This is a genomic window from Hyalangium sp. (assembly GCF_045802625.1).
Lineage (GTDB): Bacteria > Myxococcota > Myxococcia > Myxococcales > Myxococcaceae > Hyalangium.
In genome coordinates this window covers 35,560-53,769 of the sequence record NZ_JBJMQP010000071.1, presented here as the reverse complement: position 1 = coordinate 53,769, position 18,210 = coordinate 35,560, and the positions used below count along the sequence as shown (strand labels likewise).

Below are 18,210 nucleotides of genomic sequence, written 5' to 3'. Positions count from 1 at the left end.
GGGCATAGCCCCTGCATTACCCTCTGGCAACAAGAGCCGCACTTTGCTGTATGGAGACCCCATGGCGAATGGGAGGAAGAGAACCAAAAGCCCGGCCTCCCGGCCCCGTACGAAGCGGCCGGTAGCCCCCTCGTCCGAGGCGGAGACCCCCGAGCTCGAGTCCGAGGCCACCGTGGAGCCGGAGGCCCTGGAGCCCGAGCCCGAGGAGCTGGCCGAGGTAGACGCCGAGATCGAAGAGGGGCACGCGCCCGCCGTCCGGACCATCGCCCTGGCTCCGGCCGGAGAGGTGGGGCTCACGCGCAAGGATCCCCTCCAGGCCTACATGGCCGAGGTGACGCGCCACCCGCTGCTCACCCGCGAGGAGGAGCACGAGCTGGCCAAGAAGTACCAGGCGACGGGGGATGTGCAGGCGGCCTACCGGCTGGTGGCCTCGAACCTGAGGCTCGTGGTGAAGCTGGCCCACGAGTACCACCGCAACCCGCTGGCCCTGCTGGATCTGATCCAGGAGGGCAACATCGGGCTGATGCAGGCGGTGAAGAAGTACGATCCGGACCGTGGGGTGAAGCTGAGCTCGTACGCCGCGTGGTGGATCCGGGCGTACATCCTCCGCTACATCATGGACAACTGGAAGATGGTGAAGCTGGGGACGACGGAGGCCCAGCGGAAGCTCTTCTTCAAGCTGCGCCAGGAGCAGGACAGGCTGATCGCCCAGGGCTTCGAGCCCAGCCCCAAGCTGCTGGCCGAGCGGCTCAACGTCACCGAGCAGGACGTGGTGGAGATGGATCAGCGGCTGGGGCACGACGAGCTGTCCATCGACGCGCCGCTGGGGGACGATCCGAAGAACACGCGCGCCGAGCGCTACCTGCACTCGACGGCGGCGGGGGCGGAGGAGCGGCTGGGCAACGAGGAGCTCAAGGAGCTGTTCCGCGAGAACCTGGCCGAGTTCGCCAAGACGCTCGAGGGCAAGGAGCGCTTCATCTTCGAGAACCGGCTGACCGCGGACGAGCCGCTCACGCTGCAGGACATTGGCGACAAGTACGGGGTGAGCCGCGAGCGGGCCCGGCAGATCGAGGCGGCGCTCATCAACCGGATGCGCGAGTACATGCGCGAGCGGATTCCGGACTTTGATCTGGTGGCCGTGCCGAAGGGGTGACACTCGAGGCCCCGGAAGGGCGGGGCCAGCGGAGGCAGGGATGATGCGTTGGGTGCGATTGCCGGTGTGGGTGGCCGCGGTGCTCTGCTTGATGACGGGCTGCGCGTCCCATCAGAAGGAGAACTACCTGAAGGACCGGGCCGTGGAGCACGTCTACAAGCAGCCGCTCTCGGAGATCTGGCCCCGGGTGAAGGCGGTGATTGACGACCAGGGCTACTACTTCGAAGAGGAGAAGTCGCCCGAGGGCTACGTCCTGCAGACGGACTGGAAGGAGACGGACAAGGGCAGCGGCCTGGCGTCCTCGTACACGCGGATGCTCGTCGAGGGGAAGGAGGAGAAGGGCAAGGGCTCGACGCTGCAGGTGCTGCGCGTCGATGTGTCCTCGCGGCAGGTGCTGGTGAACCCCGCGTCGAGCTCCTTCACCGGCGCCCAGTCCGCCATGATCGATAGCGCGCACCGGCAGCTCATGATCCAGAACGAGGTGTGGAAGCACGCCGACCGGGATTCGGGCATGGAGTGGGAGCTGCTCAAGGCGATCGATCCGGAGGCCGCCGCGGCCCTGGAGAAGGACGCGGCGGCGAAGTTCCCGAAGTGAGCGCTGAGCCTCAGCGCCAGGGGCGCGAGATGACGCAGGCGTTGATGCCGCCCACGCCCATGGAGAGCTTGCCCGCCACGCCCGAGGGCGCTGGCGTCTCCTGGTTGTAGACGAAGCGGCTGTGCACCTTGCCGATCTCCCGGTTCAGCTCCGTGCTCTGCAGCGGCGTGGGGAAGATGTGGCCCCGGGCATAGCCCAGGTACTGCGCCGTCAGCTCCCAGCCTCCGCCCGCCGACATGCCGTGGCCGAACGTCCCCTTGCGCGCCGTCACCAGCACCGACTCCGGCAGCAGGCCGCGCAGCGTCTCCACCTCCAGGAAGTCTCCCGGAGTCGCCGTCGCGTGCAGATCCCAGCTCCCCACCTCGGCCGGCGCGCAGTGCGCCGCGCTCAGCGCCGCATGGATGGCCGCCGTCGGGCCCTCCTTCGAGGGGGTGATGATGTGGTCAGCGTCCGCGGTGACGCCCACCGCCACCGGCTCCATGCCCAGCGGCTTGAAGCCCTTGGCGGTGAAGTGCTCCAGGTCTCCCAGGATCCACAGCACCGAGCCGCCCGCCACGTGCGTGCCGCGCAGCTCCGTGAGGGGCTTGGACACGCTGCCATCCGCCGCCAGCACGCGAGCGTTGTAGAACCCACCCACCACGAGCGGGTGCGGCGGCGGATCCGTCATCCCCATCACCACGGCCTTCGCGTCGCCGCGCTGGATGGCGTCCATCGCCAGCTTCAGCCCGTAGCCGAACGAGGAGCACGCCGCCACCGGCGCGAACGTCATGCCGGTGATCTTCCCCATCATCGAGATCTGCGAGGCCGGCGAGTTGTGGATGTTCCACAGCACGTTGGAGGACACCGAGTTCCACGGCGGCTCGGGCGCGCTCCACTTCTTCTGCAGCTTCGCGTTGCGGGTGCGCTTCTCCTTGATGACGGCGAGCTTGGCGGACTCCACCGCGCCCTCCACGCCCAGCCCTTCAATCTCCCGCAGCTCGCTCAGGTACTCGCGCAGCTCCGGCGACTGCCCGGCCCAGTAGTGCCACCAGGCCTCCTCGGCCTGATCGCGCTCCAGCTCTTCCACCGTCTCCGGCGCGGGAGGCATGCCCGGCCGAGGCTCGCGCGTCTCGTGCCACTGCCGCAGCGCCGAGTTGCGCGAGGGCTCCGCCCAGAACCGATCCCACCGCCGCTGCGCCCGGTACAACTCCAGGGTGATGTCATGGATCGTCGGCAGGTCGCCCAGGCCGGTGCCCACGTACACATGGGCGCGGGTGCCCAGCGCCTGCAGCTCCTGCTCGAGCCCGGGGTTCTGCCGCAGCGCCTGGGTGAACGCGGCGATGGCGTACTGCGTGGGCTTGCCCATCTTCTTCTCCAGCTGGGCGAAGCGGCTGGAGGGGAAGCGGGCATCCACCCACGGCTTGTACTCGGCGAAGTCGAAGTCCGGCTGCCCCACCAGGAAGTTGTCCGGCCCGAAGCCGTTGAAGGGGGACAGCCAGCTGTCCCCGGCCGCCAGATTGCGCTCGAAGGTTTCGATGTCCTTGGAACGGGGGGCCACCACACCCCAGCCGAAGATTCCTACTCTGCGCACGTGTCTGTTCCCCTGATTTCTTCAGCCGATGGCTACAGCGGCTGGATCTTCAAATTGTCGAAGTGCACCTTCGTCTCCCAGCCCGAGAACCCGAAGTACTGATTGCGTGGGCCCTCGAGCGGGGACGCATCCCGCATGGAGAGGAAGGGCTGGCCGTCGACGCTCCACTCGAGCGTGGCGCCGCGGCGGGTGATGGTGAAGTGGTAGTGCTTGCCCGGCTCCACGGCCTTGCCGTCCCTCACGGCCCGGTCCGGGGTGTGCTCGGTCTGCCGGGCGATGACGGACTCGGTGTTCCGCCAGCCGCCGAAGATGAAGACGTAGCCGCTGGCCGTGTACTGCATCCGCAGATCGCCCGCGTAGAAGGAGCGCCCGTCGCCCCACGCCTCGACTTTGATGTCGCCCTGGGGATCGTCCGTCCAGGTGTCGAACTCGATGGTGGCGTTGGTGGGGATGGGCCGCTTGAGCCACACCGGCCGGTTGTGCGCCAACTGCACCGTCAGCGCCCCGTTCTCCAGCGTCACGGCCGCCGGGTTGGTCACGTCCCAGTCAGCGCCCAGCGTGTCGCGATCAAAGGTGTCCGCGAAGGGGCCGGCCGGCACGGGCGGCGGCGGCGGCGCGGCCTCGGTGATGGGGACCGAGCCATCCAGCGGCAGCACGCGCAGGTTGTCGAAGTAGATCTCCGACTCGAAGCCCGAGAGGCCAAGCCGATCATGCCCGCGGCCCTTGAGCGGGAACGGATCCGTGAGCTCGAGGAAGGGCTGGCCATCGATGCTCCAGCGCAGCAGCGTGCCGCGCCGCTCGACGCGCCAGTGGTAGGTGCGGCCGGCCTGCACCGGGAGGCCGCTGGCCTCCACGCGCACCTTGGTGTCTTGGGAGTACACCCCGGTCTTCACCAGATCCGTGGTGGGCAGCCCCTTCTTCTCGGCCTCCAGCTGCGCCTTCTGCTGGAGCGATCTCAAGGAGGGGGCGTTGAGATCCTCTCTCGCGAGGACCGACAGCGTGTTGTTCCACCCGCCATGCACCAGGATGTACCCGGAGCCCGGATCCGTGCCGTCGCCGAACAGCTCCAGGCGGACGTCGCCCTCGGGGAACTCCGAGCGCACATCGAACTCGACGAGCACGTCGTCCGGCAGCCGCGCGTTGAGCCACAGCGGGTTGTTCTTCACCTGCGGGGCGAGCAGCTGGCCGTTGACCACGCGCCAGTAGCCTCCGACGGAGGAGAAGTCTCGCTCCACCACCGCGGGATCCGAGAAGTTCTGCTCGTAGGGCACCTTCGCGGTGACGGCGGGCTCGCCGCGGAGAAGCGCGTAGTGGAGGAGCGGGAACTGCAGCACGACGAGGGTGAGCACGAGCAGCGCCCAGCCTCGCCGGGACAGGCCCTCGGGCTTGGCCCAGGGGGTGAACTTGGGCGCGGGGGCTTCCTGCGGGGGGGCGGGGCTGGCGCTCTCGGGGGCCTTCTCCGGAGCCTTCTGGGGGGCCTTCTCGGAGGGCTGCGCGGGCGCCACCTCCACGCGCTTCTCCCGAGCGCGCTCCTGGCTCTTCGCCTTCGCTTTCTCCTTGCGCTTGGCCTGACCCATGGGTGTCGGTGTTCCCTGGAGGTGGGAAAGGGCGCGGACTCTACGCGCCGCGGCAAGTCAGGTAAAGCATAGCGGCTGGCGCCTGGAAGCCTGTCCGCCGGACTACTTGACGCCCCAGCGTTTCTCGAGCGCCTTCTGCTCGGCCTTGCGCAGCTTCAGCCGCTCCTTCTCGGCGCGGATCTTGTCCGCCTCCTCGGGCGAGGGGCGCACGGCGAGCTGGTACACGCTGCCGGCCAGGGCGAACAGGCCCGCCGCGATAATGACGCCCCAGGGCTGGTTGGCCACCGTCGCCACCAGGCCGACGAACTGGTACAGCGCCGCCAGGGCGCCAATGACGAGCACCCAGGCCCCCACCGCCGAGGACACGATGGCGCCCACGATGCGGTGGGCAATGGCGCCCACCAGCCCGCTGATGAGCACGGTCGGGGCGAAGCCGAGCAGGAAGTCCTGGGGCCCGGCTATCTGCCCGGCGATCAGCCCGAGGGGAATGCCCACGCCCAGGAACGCGATGGCCGGAGGGAAGAGGAAGCCCACCACCGCCAGCACCGCCGCCACCAGGGAGGGCAGGCGCGGATCCAGCGCGGTCAGCCCCAGCTTGCTGGCGATGACGGAGGTCCACGCCAGGCCGATGACGGCGCCCAGCGGACCGGCGACGAACCGGAAGACACGCCCGCCGCCGAAGAACAGCAGCAGTAGCCCGAGCGCACAGCACACGATTCCCGCCCACATGGGCAGCAGCCGGTAGAGGGCCACCCAGCCCTGGGGGTTGTACTCCTGATACGCCTTGAGCGCCTGGATGAAAGCTTCCACGGCATCACCTTAATAGCGCGAGAGCGCCAGCGCGACGAGCAGCAGGAGAATGGCCAGCACCAGCGCGGCAAAACCATAGACGGCGGGTGGAGTCTGCGTGCGGCGCAGCAGCTCCTCGGCCTGGGCCCGGTCGTCCGGAGCGGGGTTGGCGGCGAGGATGCGGTGGGCCTCACGGCGGGCGCCCGCCACGTCTCCCGACTCCATCTGCCTCCAGGCCGCGAGCATCTCCTGGGAAGCCGGATCTCTGGGCGTTTGTCCGCCTTTCGCCATGGGGGGCCTCTATAGCGGGGAATGCAACGAGGCGTCGACGGTATATAGAGCCCCCTATATGAGCGCCCGGCCCTTCACCCGTCGAAACCTCCTGCTCGGCACGGCCGCGTTGCTGCCGCTGCTGCCGGGGCGCGCCTCCGCCTTCGGTGAGAAGAGCCGCTTCATCCCCGCCGTGGTGAAGCATGGCGGGCGGTGGGACGCGCGCCTCAACGGCCTGCGCCGCATCGCCTGGGAGCTGCAGCGCCGCACCTCGGTGGAGGTGCTGCCCGAGGCCCGGCCGTGCCTGCTCGAGAGCTCGGAGATCTTCGAGTACCCGTTCCTCTACTTCGGCGGCGAGGGCGAGTTCCCGCCGCTGAGCAACGCCGAGGTGGAGAACCTGCGGCGCTACCTCACCTTCGGCGGCTTCGTGCTGGCGGACGCCAACGACGGCAGCGACGGAGACGGCTTCGACGCCAGCTTCCGCCGGGAGATCTCCCGCGTGCTGCCGCAGAGCCCGCTGACGATGGTCCCCTCCACCCATGTCGTGTTCAAGACGTTCTTCCTGCTGGACGCGGCGCCGGGGCGGCTGCTCAACAAGCCCAACCTCCTGGCCTGCATGCTGGGCAAGCGCGCCGCGGTGATGTACTCGCAGAACGACCTGGCGGGCGCCTGGGCCCGCACCGAGTCCGGCGACTACGAGTTCGATGTCTCTCCCGGCGGCGAGCCCCAGCGCGAGCTGGCCATCCGCATCGGCATCAATCTGTGCATGTATGCCCTCTGCCTGGATTACAAGGACGACGCCGTCCACCTGCCCATCATCCTCAACAAGCGGCGCTGACCGCGGGGCCTTGCTCCCCGCCGAGCGCGATTGATGAACTCACAGCCCTTCAACGACTGGAAGCTGGTCAGCCTCTCGCCCTTGCCCATGTGGGTGATGGCCCTGTTGGGAGTGGGGCTCGTGCTGGGCATCGCCCTGGCGGCCTGGGGCGTGCGGCGCGAGCCCTCGCGTGCGCGCAAGGCGCTGCTCTGGGTGCTGCGCGTGGCGGCCGGAGTCGCCGCGCTCTTCTTCCTGCTGGAGCCCGGCATCCGTCACCTGCAGGTGGCGCGGATGAAGAACCGGGTGGCGGTGCTGGTGGACCGCTCGGCCTCCATGAGCTTCCCGGGCGAGCCGGGAGGCCCCTCGCGCTCGGCGCTGGTGGGCAGCTTCTTGGACAAGGCCGCGCCCGCGCTGGCGGCGCTGCAGGACAAGTTCACGGTCGAGCTGTACGGGTTCGATCCCGAGCTGGCGCCCGTGACTCCGGCCACGCTCCAGAACGAGCCTCCACGGGCGGGCACCACGGACCTCCTCTCGGCGCTGCGGGCGGTGGGCGCGGGCTCGCAGGGCTCGCGGAAGCTGTCCGGGGTGCTGCTCTTCAGTGACGGCGCGGACAACACGGAGCTGGCGGCGGGCGCGGTGGGCAAGGCGCGCGCGGCGCTGACGGACCTGGGCGTGCCGGTGTCCACCTTCCTGGTGGGCCAGGAGGCGCTCAGGGATCTGGCCGTCGAGGGGCTGAAGGTGGATGACTTCGCCTTCGTGCGCAACTCGCTCACGGTGGAGGTGGAGATCCACGGCCGGGGCTTCTCGGGCAAGGACATCCCCGTGGTGCTCAGCCAGGAGGGCAAGACGGTGGCGAGCAAGACGGTGCACCTGGGCTCGTCGGACGACGTGCAGCCGGTGGCGTTCACGTTCACGCCGGACCAGACGGGGCGCTTCGTCTACACCGTCACGGTGCCCACCTTCCCGGACGAGGCGGTGAGTGACAACAACACGCGCTCCTTCACGCTGAAGGTGATTCGAGACCGCGTGCGCGTGCTGCTGGTGGTGGGGCGGCCCTCGTGGGACGAGCGCTACCTGCGAGGCCTGCTGCGCCAGGACGCGAACGTGGATCTGGTGTCCTTCTACATCCTGCGGACCACGTCGGATGATCCGGGCGTGGTGAGCCAGGAGCGCGAGCTGTCGCTCATCCCGTTCCCCATGGAGGAGATCTTCGACACGAAGCTGAGCACCTTCGACGTCGTCATCTTCCAGAACTTCGGGTACGCGGATCCGTCGCTGGCCATCACCGAGTACGAGCGCAACCTGGAGCGCTACGTCTTCAACGGCGGCGCCATCGTGATGATTGGCGGCGACAGCGTGCTGGGCGAGGGCCGGGCGACGATGCCCACGCTGATGGAGGCGCTGCCGGTGGAAGCGGCGGGGCCGGCCAACCCGGAGCCGTTCAAGGCGCGCCTGACGCCGGACGGCCTGCGCCACCCGGTGACGGCGCTGGGCACCGGGGTGTCGAGCACGGAGTCCGCGTGGGCGGAGCTGCCGGCGATTCCAGGCATCAACTCCACGCGGGCGCGGCCGGGAGCGACGGTGCTGGTGGATCACCCGTTCCACCTGGTGGATGGGAAGAACGCGCCGCTGGTGGCGGTGTGGGACTACGGGCGGGGCCGAGCGATGACGGTGGCCACGGACGGCACGTGGTACTGGGCCTTCACCTCGCACAAGGACGGCTCGCCGAACCGGACCTATGACCGCTTCTGGAGCAACGCGCTGCGCTGGCTGGTGAGGGATCCGGACCTGACGACGTTGAAGGTGACGGCGGATCCGCCCTCGGTGGAGCCGGGCAAGCCGGTGGGCGTGGTGGTGTCGGCGCGGACGGCGGACTACCAGGCGGCGCAGGATGCGCAGGTGCGGGTGGAGCTGTTCTCGGTGGCCACGCAGAAGACGATCGCGGTGCAGACGGGGACGGCGGGGCCGGACGGGGTGGTGCGGCTGGAGTTCCCGCCTCCGGCGCCGGGGCCGTACAAGCTGATGGGCACGGCGAAGAAGGGCGAGACGGATCTGGGCCAGGGCGAGGACGCGGTGGCGGTGCGCGCGGTGGGGCCGGAGCTGTCGGACGCCTCGGTGCGGCCGGAGCTGATGGAGCAGATCGCCAAGGTGACGGGCGGCAAGGCGTACCGGCTGCAGCAGGAGAGTGCGATGCCGGAGGTGCCGCTGTTGGATCCGCCGGTGGTGGAGGTGGGCCGAGCGAAGGATCAGCCCCTGTGGGATCGCTGGTACTACCTGGTGGTGCTGGTGGCGCTGCTGGGAGCCGAGTGGTTCGCGCGTCGCCGCTTCGGCTACGTCTGAGAAGGAAGAGACGCGCCTGAAGCGGCGCTCGAGCCTGATCGAGCACTCGAAGAAGGGGGCGAGGGCGCCCCCGTTGATCTCTCCCTCACGGAAGCAGGGCCAGTAGAACTACTTGGAGACCACGCCGCAGGCGACGCGGCCGCCCGCGTTGCCGGCCGGGTCCGTCTTGTAGTCGTCCCCCTGCGCGTGCACGACGATCGCCGAGCCATCCGCGTCCATCAGGGACTGCACGGTGAGGCCCTCGGTAGCGAAGAACTCGAACTGCGCCTTGCCATCCTGGGTCGAGGTGATGTTGGGCAGGTCTCCCTCGTGCTTGCCGCCCGGGGACATCATCCCGTGGGTCTTCTTGTTCGGGTTGAAGTGGCCGCCCGCGGTCTTGAACTCGGGGGCGTCGCACTTGCCCGTCTCGTGGATGTGGATGGCGTGCGTGCCCGCGGGCAGGTTGGAGAGCGTGCCCTTGATGAGGACGCCATGGGGCGTCTGCTCCAGCGTCACGTCTCCCAGCGACTGGCCCTTGGCATCCTTGAGGGTCGCCTTGGCGGTGTCACCGGGCTTGGTCTCCGGAGCCGTGGCCGGCTTGTCGTCCTTCTTCGCCGAGTCGACGGTCTTCTCTCGCACGGCCGCGGGGGTGGCCTTCTGGGCGAGAGCGGGAGCGGCGAGGGCGAGGCTCACAACGGTCAGCAGGGCTTGAGACTTCATGAGGGGCTTCCTCCTGGAATGGGTATGGCGAAGCGGGCCGCACACTAGCCATGGAAGGGGCCACCTGCTCGCCAGAAGTTCGCGGCTGCTCGTGGCTCAACAGGAGCGCGGTCCGGGCTCACTCAGGAGGGAGCGGCACGGGAACGACGCGCGAGGCCCCAAAAACAGGGGCCCAGTGCTCCTGCACCTCGGCGCCATTGAGGAAGCGGACGAGCTCACGGAAGACGTGCAGCGGGCCGCCGAGCCGCTCGGCCCAAGCGAGCCCCCGGGGGGAGAGGTTCGGGACGAGCGGCCCCAGCTCTTCGAGGGAGCGCGCGGTACGAGCCACAGCGAGCCCCTCATCGCGGATCCGCAAGGGCACCAGGAGCGGGGCGAACCGGGCATGGCGGTGGTCGTGGACGCAGCCTTCCTCTTCGAGCAGGGCGGCCGACAGCGGCAGCTCGCGCACGTTGAAGAGGAGCTTCACCGCGCCGAGGTGTGGATCATACAGCCCGCGCAGGCGGTGATCTCCGCGAGGGATGAGCCGCCGATCCAGGTAGCAGAAGGCGCGGGCCTCGGGCGGGAGAGAGCCTCGATGGCGGGCCCCGGCGTAGCGGAAGAAGGGGCGCACGCGCTCGGCCTCCACGCGCAGGGCCGGGCCTTTCTTCAGCGCGCGGAGCTTGGGCAGGAGCGGCTCGGGGATGCCGTGGGCTCGCGCGAAGGCGGACAGCCCGCGTGCGGGAGTCCGAGCGAAGTGGCGCAGGCGCTCGAGGAGCCGCTCCGGGTCCTCATCCACGAGCAATTCATCGAAGCGGGTCTTCAGGCCGGGGAAGCTCACCGGGACGAGCGTGGTGAGCGGTTCGCCCTCGGCCTGCCACCGGGCATCGAGCGCCGCGGCCTGCACAGGCGTGGGAGCGAGCCGCCACTCGGGAGCTTCGGGAGTGAAGGTGGAGCGCCTGCCATCTCGCTCGAACGAGGGAGGCTTCGCGCGGCCGGGCAGGGAGCTCCAGACGGTGATGCAGGTGCGGACCTGGGTGCCCGTGAAGGCGCCCGAGCCCAGATCCACCACGGCCCGGAGGCTCAGCGTGTTCAGCAGGGCCTGGCGTAGCGGGGCATAGAGGAAGGCATCGAGCAGGCTGGACGGAGTGATGAAGGCGAGCACGCCCGGACGCACGGAGAGCCGATGCGCCGCGATGAGGAGGAAGAAGGCGAAGTCATCCCGCAGGCTCGTCCCCGAAGGCAGCGCGAGCGGCAAGAGCGCTCGGAGGCGGGACCAGGCGGCCCGGTCCTTCAGCAGGGCGGAGGTCCCGTTGTAGGGCGGGTTGCCCACCCACAGCTCGCGGTGGTCCGGAGGAATGCGGCCGAGCAGTGGCTGCAAGCCTCCGCGCAGGGCATCACCCACGTGCACCTGCGCGCCGGGCACACGGGCTTGGCACACGCGAGCCACCTCGGGCAGCAGCTCGAGGCCGCACAGGCGGGCCTCGGGCCGCAGGCTCGCCGCGGCGGCGAGGAAGGCTCCCGCGCCACAGGCCGGATCCACCACCGTGAGCGGTCCCTCTCCCAGGTGCGCGAGCGCGAGCTTCAGCGTGCGCTCCACCAGCGGGGCAGGGGTGTAGAAGGCCCCCAGCGCCCGCCGGTCGATCCCAGGGAACTGATGAACGAGCGCCTCCTCGTCGAGCACCGGCATCCGCGCCCATCCTACCCACGCCGGGAGTCGGCTCTGCCCTCTCGTTTGTTCCGGACGGATTCGGCCGAGCTCCCGAAAAGGGTCTCCGGGCCTCATCCTCGCAAGTCGTGCCAGATACGATTTCTCCACCAGGAGCGGAAGTGGCAACTTCCACGGCTCCCTCCACGACAATCTCGGGTCTGTCCCCTGCGCATGGGACGGACCGGAAACGCTTCGACTGCCGCGGGCTCGCGGCGAGGGTTGATCCATGCAGAGACCGTCTCGTTCCCTGTTCCTTGGAGCGCTGCTCCTGGCGCTGAGCGCCTGTTCCCTCGAGGCCCCCGAAGCGGAGGCGCCCACCGCGGCCGTGCCGGAGTCCTCCGCGCTCACGGGCCCCTGCGCGGGCAACACGTCCTTCCAGATCGGCTCGGGCATCTACGACGTCACCGGCCCGGCGGCGGAGCTGGGGATGATGGGCTACGCGATGATCGACCAGAAGACGGCCGGCATCCACCAGCGGCTGCGCGCGCGGGCCTTCGTCATCTCCTCGCCGTGCAACGGCAAGCGCGTGGCGTTCGTCAGCGCGGATCTGGGGCAGATCTTCCAGGGCGTGAAGCAGCAGGTGGTGGAGCGGCTGCAGGCCAAGTACGGCACCCTCTACACGGACGCGAACGTGGTGCTGAGCGCCACGCACACGCACAGCGGGCCGGGCGGCTTCTCGCACTACGCGCTCTACAACCTGACGATCCTCGGCTACGACCAGCAGAACTTCGAGGCCATCGTGGATGGCATCGTCCAGGCCATCATCCGGGCGAACACCAACCTGGCGGCTGGCACCATCCGCATCAACTCGGGGGACCTGCTCAACGCGAGCATCAACCGCTCGCCGGAGGCGTACCTGCTCGATCCCTCCGCCGAGCGCGGCCAGTACGCCTACGACACGGACAAGAAGATGACGATGCTGCGGCTGCAGGCCACGGATGGGACGGAGGTGGGCGCCCTCAACTGGTTCGCCGTGCACGGCACGTCCATGGGCAACGACAACCTGCTCATCAGCGGGGACAACAAGGGCTACGCCTCCTATCTCTTCGAGAAGGCCAAGGGGTCCAACTACCTGGCCTCGAAGACGTTCGTGGCCGCGTTCGCCCAGAGCAACGAGGGCGACGTGACGCCCAACATCTACGGCGGCACCAACGGCGGCGGCGCCAATGACTTCGAGAGCACGGAGCTGGCCGGCAGCAAGCAGTACACGCTGGCGAAGTCCCTCTATGACGGCGCCACCCAGCCGCTCACGGGCGCGGTGGACTACCGGCACACCTACGTGAAGATGGACGCGGTGCCGGTGGCGCCGCAGTACACGGACGGGGCCTCGCACTCCACGTGTACGGCGGCCATCGGCGTCTCCATGATCGCCGGCGCCGAGGACGGGCCGGGCTACGGCAAGGAGGGCGCCACCTGTGCGGACGTGCATGATCTGTGGAGCGCCTTCACCTGCGCGGTGACCACCACGCCCTGCCAGGGCGAGAAGCCCATCGTGCTGGAGACGGGCAGCCAGACGCCGTACCCGTGGACCCCCGAGGTGCTGCCGTTGCAGGTGGTGACGCTGGGGAACCTGGCGCTGGTGGCGGTGCCCTTCGAGATGACGACGATGGCGGGCCGGCGGCTGCGCCAGGCGGTGCTCACGCAGCTGGCGCCCACGGGAGTGGATCAGGTGGTCATCGCCGGGCTCTCCAACGCCTACGCGGGCTACCTCACCACGCGCGAGGAGTACGCCAAGCAGGACTACGAGGGCGCCTCCACGCACTTCGGGCCGTGGCAGCTGGCCGCGGTGCAGCAGGAGACGGAGAAGCTGGCGGTGGCGCTGCGCAACGGCACCACGGTGGCCGCGGGGCCCACGCCCAGGGATCTGCGCAATGATCAGACGACGCTGCAGACCGGCGTGGTGTTCGACGACAAGCCGCTGTGGGTGGACTTCGGCAGCGTCGACACGGACGCGAGCGCCTCGTACACGCGGGGCCAGACGGTGTCGGTGCGGTTCTGGGGCGCCCACCCGAAGAACAACCTGCGGCGCCAGGGCTCGTTCCTCCAGGTGCAGCGCAAGTCCGGCACCTCCTGGGTGACGGTGGCGTACGACTGGGACTGGGAGACGAAGTACAAGTGGCAGCGCAACAACTGCGCGCCCACCCTGGCGTGCTCGTACGTGACGATCGAGTGGAAGATCCCCTCCACGACGACGCCGGGCACCTACCGCATCCGGCATGACGGAGACTGGAAGTCCGGCTGGGACGGGCTGATCCGCGCATATACGGGGTATTCGCGAGAATTCACCGTCAACTAAAGTTGAATGCTGGGCGTCCTTATGCGTCAGTAGGGGCAGCTACCCCCCAACAAGGACGCAGCCATGAGGGCTCTCGTACTCTCCGTTGTCATGCTGATGTCGGCCGCCGCCGCGGCCCAGACCCAGGGACTCCAGCGCCCGCCCCCGCCGGGCCAGCCCACGGGGCCTTCCCAGCCCGCCCCCACGCCGGTGCCTGGGTACTCCAACACTGGCCCCGGCTATAACAACGCCCCCCCGCAGGCCTACGGCAACAACGGCCAGGGCTATGATGACTGGGAGGTTCCCGAAGGCTTCCGGCGGCACGGCGCGCTGGCCGTCATCGATCGTGAGGCCATCATCGAGCGGCTGGCGCGGATGGAGGATCAGCTCGGCCGGGCCATGGAGCGTGCCGATCACAGCAACGGCCGTGACGTCCGGGAGCTGCGTGACGCGCTGCGCAAGGTGCGGGAGGAGATGAATGGCGTCCGGGCGGACGTTACCAACGCGCCGGACCTGCACTCCTTCCGGCGGCGGGGTTCCTCTCCTCAGCCTCCTCCCCCGGCCCCGGTGCCGGCGGTGCAGCCGGTCTCGGAGGCCCAGCTCCAGCAGCTGCTGGCCGCCATCTCGCGAGAGAAGTTCGGCGATGGGAAGATGCAGGTGCTCGAGTCGGCGGCTGGCAGCCAGTACTTCCTGGTGCCGCAGGTGCTGAAGATCCTCCAGAAGTTCTCCTTCGGGGATGACAAGCTGAACGCGGTGCGGGCGCTCTGGCCGCGAGTGCTCGACCAGAACAACGGCTTCCAGCTCTACCAGGCCTTCAGCTTCCAGGGTGAGAAGGACCAGCTGCGCGAGATCATCGGCAGATAGCCGTTCCCCACCGGGAGGTTCCTCGGCCCGTCCTGGCTCGAAAGAGTCCGGGGCGGGCCGAGTGCTTTTCTGAGCGGGCCCGGCGGCTCGGCTCAGGCTCCCGCGCGGCGGGGCTCAGGTGCCACGCGGGGGGACCGGAGCGGGAACGGGCTCGGGCCCGGGGACGGGAGCCGGAGCAGGCGCGCCCTGTCCCACGTGCATGCGGTGCCGCACCTCGGCGTAGCGGGCCTGGGCATCGGGCTCGGGAGCGAGCAGCGACACCACCACGCCCACGAGGATGGAGAGGGGCAGGGTGATGATGCCCGGGTTCTTCAAGGGGAAGGGCGCCGAGGCGTGGCCGAGCAGGTCCACCTGCACGGTGGGGGACAGGAAGATGAGGAGCACGGCGCTGCCGCAGCCGGTGAGCATGCTGGCCACGGCACCTCGGGTGGTGAAGCGCTTCCAGGTCATGGAGAGCAGCAGGGCGGGGAAGTTGGCGCTGGCGGCGATGGCGAAGGCCAGGCCCACCATGAAGGCCACGTTCTGCCCCTTGAAGACGATGCCCAAGAGGATGGCGAGGATGCCCAGCGCGAGGCTGGCCAGCCGGGCCACGCGCAGCTGCTCGGCCTCGGGGGCCTTGCCCTTGCGGACGACGCTGGTCCACAGATCATGCGAGAGCGCCGCGGCGCCCGAGAGCGTGAGGCCGGCCACCACGGCGAGGATGGTGGCGAAGGCCACCGCGGAGATGAAGCCCAGGAAGGCGGTGCCACCGACGGCCTCGGCGAGCATGGGCGCGGCCATGTTGCCGCCCTTGTCGACGGCGGCCATGGCGGGGCGGCCCACGAGGACGGAGGCGCCGAAGCCGAGGATGAACGTCACCAGGTAGAAGAAGCCGATGAGCCCGGTGGCGTAGAAGACGGAGCCGCGAGCGGCCTTGGCGTCCGGCACGGTGTAGAAGCGCATGAGGATGTGGGGCAGGCCGGCGGTGCCGAACATGAGCGCCAGGCCCAGAGAGATGGCCTCCAGCGGGCTGGACACGAGCTTGCCGGGAGCGAGGACCTCGGGGCCATACTGCGTGGCGGCGGCCTCGAAGAGGGCCAGCGGGTTGAAGTGGAAGCGCCAGAGCACGGCCAGCGCCAGGGCCGTGGCCCCGCCGAGCAGCAGCACCGCCTTGACGATCTGCACCCAGGTGGTGGCGATCATTCCTCCGAAGAGGACGTAGAGCATCATCACCGCGCCGACGATGCAGACGGCCACCTCGTAGGACAGGCCGAACATCATGCGGATGAGGTTGCCGGCGCCCACCATCTGGGCGATCAGATAGAAGCTGACGACGGTGAGGGTGCCGACGGCGGCGGACAGGCGCACGGGCGTCTGCCGGAGCCGGTAGGCGACGACATCCGCGAAGGTGTACTTGCCCAGGTTGCGCAGGGGCTCGGCGACGAGGAAGGTGACGATGGGCCAGCCCACGAGCCAGCCCACCGAGTAGATGAGGCCATCGAAGCCGGAGAGGGCGACGAGGCCGGCGATGCCGAGGAAGCTGGCGGCGCTCATGAAGTCCCCGGCGAGGGCGAAGCCGTTCTGCAGGGCGCTGACTCCGCCGCCGGCGGCGAAGAACTCGGCGGTGGTGCGAGTGCGGCGCGCCGCCCACCAGGTGATGGCGAGCGTGAGGCTGACGAAGGCGAGGAAGAAGAGGATGGCCGTGAGGTTGGGCTGGCCGAGCGCGGTGGTGGCAGGGGCGTTGTTCATGGTGTCCCTCAGCGCCCGAGGCGGTGGATCTCGCTGTCGTACTTGCCGTTGGCCCATCGGACGTAGAGGCCGGTAAGCCCCCATGAGACGGCGATGACGAGGGCCCCGAGGAGGATGCCGAGCGACAGTCCCGGGGCGATCAAGCGGCCCATGAGGGGCTTGTCGAAGGCGATGAGCAGGATGAAGCCGAAGTAGACCACCAAGGTGGCGGCGGTGAGGGAAGCGGCCACGCGCCAGCGGCGAGCAGCCAGGACTTCCAGGGCATCTTCCTTGGGATTCTGGGACATGGGCAGCGCTCCTCGTGAGGAAGCCACCTTATGGCGGTCTTGTGCTCTCTCGCCACCTCTGGGGTAGGGTGTCCGGGTTGCGAGGGTGAACCCGCGAACACGCCAGGAGTGAGCCCATGGAACTATCGCATGTGGTGGACCCGGCGGCGTTGCCTCCTGGCACCCTGGTGGGCTCCTGGCGCGTGTTGAACCGCGGCAGCAGGGGTGCCTACGGCGTCGTCTACCGAGTCGAGGAGGTGGGGCACGAGGAAGCGGGAAGCTTCGCCCTCAAGCTGGCCCTTCACCCCCTGGATCCCCGCTTCGAGCGCGAGGCGGAGCTGCTCTCGCGCATTCGTCACCCGCAGGTGCCTCGGCTTCAGGGCCGGGGCTGGTGGATGGGACCGGAGCAGACGCCGTTTCCGTACCTCGTGATGGAATGGGTGGAGGGCGTGTCGCTGTACGAGTGGGCGTTGCGGCATCGCCTGACTTCTCGCCAGGGCCTGAGGCTGTTGGCTCAGGTGGCCCGCGCCGTGGAGGCCACGCACGCGGTGGGCGGCGTGCATCGGGACATCAAGGGCGACAACGTGCTGGTCCGGGAATCAGACGCCACGGCGATGTTGATGGACTTCGGCCTGGGGATTTTTCGCGGGGCTCCCGTGCTGACGAGCCAGCTTCCGCCCCCGGGCACACGTGAGTACCAGAGTCCCGAGGCACTGCACTTCCAGTGGAGACACCTGCGCCAGCTCACGACTCGCTATGAGGCCCGGCCGGCGGATGACGTGTACGCGTTGGGCGTGATGGCTTACCGGCTTGTCACGGGCAGGTATCCGCCTGTCGCGGTGGATGTGGAGGGCACCGAGCAAGGCCCTCGGTGGGTGCAGCGCCCGCTGGTGCCGCCGGAGAGATGGGTGTCGTTGGATGCGAAGCTGTCGGCGCTTATCGTTCAGATGCTCGCCCACGAGCCTTCCGCACGAGGCAGTGCAGGCGAGGTGGCCCAGGCGCTCGAGCGCGCGGCGAGGCAGGCGGGACGCGAGGCCGATCAGCTCATCATGCCGCTTCAGCGTCGGGTTTCTGCTAGGCGCGCGGCTCAGCCCGTCCCACCGCGCCAGACGCGAGCGTGGCGCTGGGGGCTCGCTGTGGTGGCTGCGGGAGTGCTGCTGGCCGTCCTGGGGAGGGCAGCGTCCTGGCAACCCATGGGGCGGCCAGAGGAGGTGGCGCGGCAAGAGCCTGACAAGGAGTCGCCAGACGCAGGCCCCGCGCGCATCGCGGATACCGCGCTCTCGGCACGAGTGGAGGTGGAGGCAACAGCACCGGGACAGAGAGGGATCCGCGTCGACATGCCGAAGAATCCTCTCCCAGGCCAGCGTCTGCCCCCGTGCAGCAAGCCTGAGACCGAGATCAACGGTGGATGTTGGAAGCGCCTCGCGGATGAGGTGCCCCCATGCGCCGACAATTCCTTCGAGTGGAAGAGCAGCTGCTACGCCCCCTCGCTTTCCACATCACGTCCCTCGGCCTCCGAACCCGAGTAGGAGGTGGCACTGCCAACCATGACCAACGGGAAAAGACGGGATACCATCCTC

The 18,210-nt window shown here is 69.1% G+C and carries 15 protein-coding genes; 7 read left to right on the top strand and 8 right to left on the bottom strand.

The window, feature by feature from the left end:
• Nucleotides 1-61 precede the first annotated feature (61 nt).
• Both ACJ8AT_RS14395 and ACJ8AT_RS14390 read left to right on the top strand, forming a co-directional pair.
• Nucleotides 62-1,153 (top strand): RNA polymerase sigma factor RpoD/SigA, encoded by a 1,092-nt coding sequence (locus ACJ8AT_RS14395; RefSeq protein WP_407738292.1) that lies wholly within the window; start codon nucleotides 62-64, stop codon nucleotides 1,151-1,153.
• A 40-nt stretch (nucleotides 1,154-1,193) separates the two neighbouring features.
• Nucleotides 1,194-1,748, top strand: a complete 555-nt coding sequence (locus ACJ8AT_RS14390) for a hypothetical protein (RefSeq protein WP_407738291.1) — start codon at nucleotides 1,194-1,196, stop codon at nucleotides 1,746-1,748.
• A 10-nt stretch (nucleotides 1,749-1,758) separates the two neighbouring features.
• Here ACJ8AT_RS14390 and ACJ8AT_RS14385 read toward each other — a convergent pair whose 3' ends face one another.
• The 4 genes from ACJ8AT_RS14385 to ACJ8AT_RS14370 form a co-directional block, all read right to left on the bottom strand.
• Nucleotides 1,759-3,318, bottom strand: a complete 1,560-nt coding sequence (locus ACJ8AT_RS14385; protein WP_407738290.1) for a beta-ketoacyl synthase N-terminal-like domain-containing protein — start codon at nucleotides 3,316-3,318, stop codon at nucleotides 1,759-1,761.
• Between the two features lie 32 nt (nucleotides 3,319-3,350).
• The gene (locus tag ACJ8AT_RS14380; RefSeq protein ID WP_407738289.1) at nucleotides 3,351-4,895 is read right to left on the bottom strand and encodes a hypothetical protein; all 1,545 of its coding nucleotides are present in this window, start codon (nucleotides 4,893-4,895) and stop codon (nucleotides 3,351-3,353) included.
• 102 nt (nucleotides 4,896-4,997) lie between these two features.
• Entirely contained in the window at nucleotides 4,998-5,705 is a 708-nt protein-coding gene (locus tag ACJ8AT_RS14375) for a hypothetical protein (protein WP_407738288.1), read from the bottom strand.
• Nucleotides 5,706-5,714: 9 nt separating this feature from the next.
• Nucleotides 5,715-5,975: a molecular chaperone DnaJ gene (locus ACJ8AT_RS14370; RefSeq protein ID WP_407738287.1), complete on the bottom strand. Its 261-nt coding sequence runs from the start codon at nucleotides 5,973-5,975 to the stop codon at nucleotides 5,715-5,717.
• Nucleotides 5,976-6,033: 58 nt separating this feature from the next.
• On the opposite strand from ACJ8AT_RS14370, the gene ACJ8AT_RS14365 reads away from it, so the two are divergent.
• Nucleotides 6,034-6,792, top strand: a complete 759-nt coding sequence (locus tag ACJ8AT_RS14365; RefSeq protein ID WP_407738286.1) for a DUF4159 domain-containing protein — start codon at nucleotides 6,034-6,036, stop codon at nucleotides 6,790-6,792.
• Nucleotides 6,793-6,825: 33 nt separating this feature from the next.
• A complete protein-coding gene (locus tag ACJ8AT_RS14360) occupies nucleotides 6,826-9,111 on the top strand; it encodes a glutamine amidotransferase (RefSeq protein ID WP_407738285.1) in 2,286 nt (761 codons plus the stop codon).
• A gap of 108 nt (nucleotides 9,112-9,219) precedes the next feature.
• Here ACJ8AT_RS14360 and ACJ8AT_RS14355 read toward each other — a convergent pair whose 3' ends face one another.
• Both ACJ8AT_RS14355 and ACJ8AT_RS14350 read right to left on the bottom strand, forming a co-directional pair.
• A complete protein-coding gene (locus ACJ8AT_RS14355; protein ID WP_407738284.1) occupies nucleotides 9,220-9,810 on the bottom strand; it encodes a superoxide dismutase family protein in 591 nt (196 codons plus the stop codon).
• 118 nt (nucleotides 9,811-9,928) lie between these two features.
• Nucleotides 9,929-11,476: an N-6 DNA methylase gene (locus ACJ8AT_RS14350; protein ID WP_407738283.1), complete on the bottom strand. Its 1,548-nt coding sequence runs from the start codon at nucleotides 11,474-11,476 to the stop codon at nucleotides 9,929-9,931.
• A 247-nt stretch (nucleotides 11,477-11,723) separates the two neighbouring features.
• Here ACJ8AT_RS14350 and ACJ8AT_RS14345 point away from each other — a divergent pair, with 247 nt between their 5' ends.
• Both ACJ8AT_RS14345 and ACJ8AT_RS14340 read left to right on the top strand, forming a co-directional pair.
• The gene (locus ACJ8AT_RS14345; RefSeq protein WP_407738282.1) at nucleotides 11,724-13,793 is read left to right on the top strand and encodes a neutral/alkaline ceramidase; all 2,070 of its coding nucleotides are present in this window, start codon (nucleotides 11,724-11,726) and stop codon (nucleotides 13,791-13,793) included.
• A gap of 63 nt (nucleotides 13,794-13,856) precedes the next feature.
• Nucleotides 13,857-14,636, top strand: a complete 780-nt coding sequence (locus ACJ8AT_RS14340; RefSeq protein WP_407738281.1) for a DUF4476 domain-containing protein — start codon at nucleotides 13,857-13,859, stop codon at nucleotides 14,634-14,636.
• Nucleotides 14,637-14,750: 114 nt separating this feature from the next.
• On the opposite strand, the gene ACJ8AT_RS14335 is transcribed toward ACJ8AT_RS14340, so the two are convergent.
• The gene (locus ACJ8AT_RS14335; RefSeq protein WP_407738280.1) at nucleotides 14,751-16,364 is read right to left on the bottom strand and encodes a sodium:solute symporter family transporter; all 1,614 of its coding nucleotides are present in this window, start codon (nucleotides 16,362-16,364) and stop codon (nucleotides 14,751-14,753) included.
• 8 nt (nucleotides 16,365-16,372) lie between these two features.
• Entirely contained in the window at nucleotides 16,373-16,651 is a 279-nt protein-coding gene (locus tag ACJ8AT_RS14330; RefSeq protein WP_407738279.1) for a DUF485 domain-containing protein, read from the bottom strand.
• A 116-nt stretch (nucleotides 16,652-16,767) separates the two neighbouring features.
• Here ACJ8AT_RS14330 and ACJ8AT_RS14325 point away from each other — a divergent pair, with 116 nt between their 5' ends.
• Complete coding sequence (locus ACJ8AT_RS14325) at nucleotides 16,768-18,159, top strand: serine/threonine protein kinase (RefSeq protein WP_407738278.1); 1,392 nt, start codon at nucleotides 16,768-16,770, stop codon at nucleotides 18,157-18,159.
• Nucleotides 18,160-18,210: the final 51 nt, after the last annotated feature.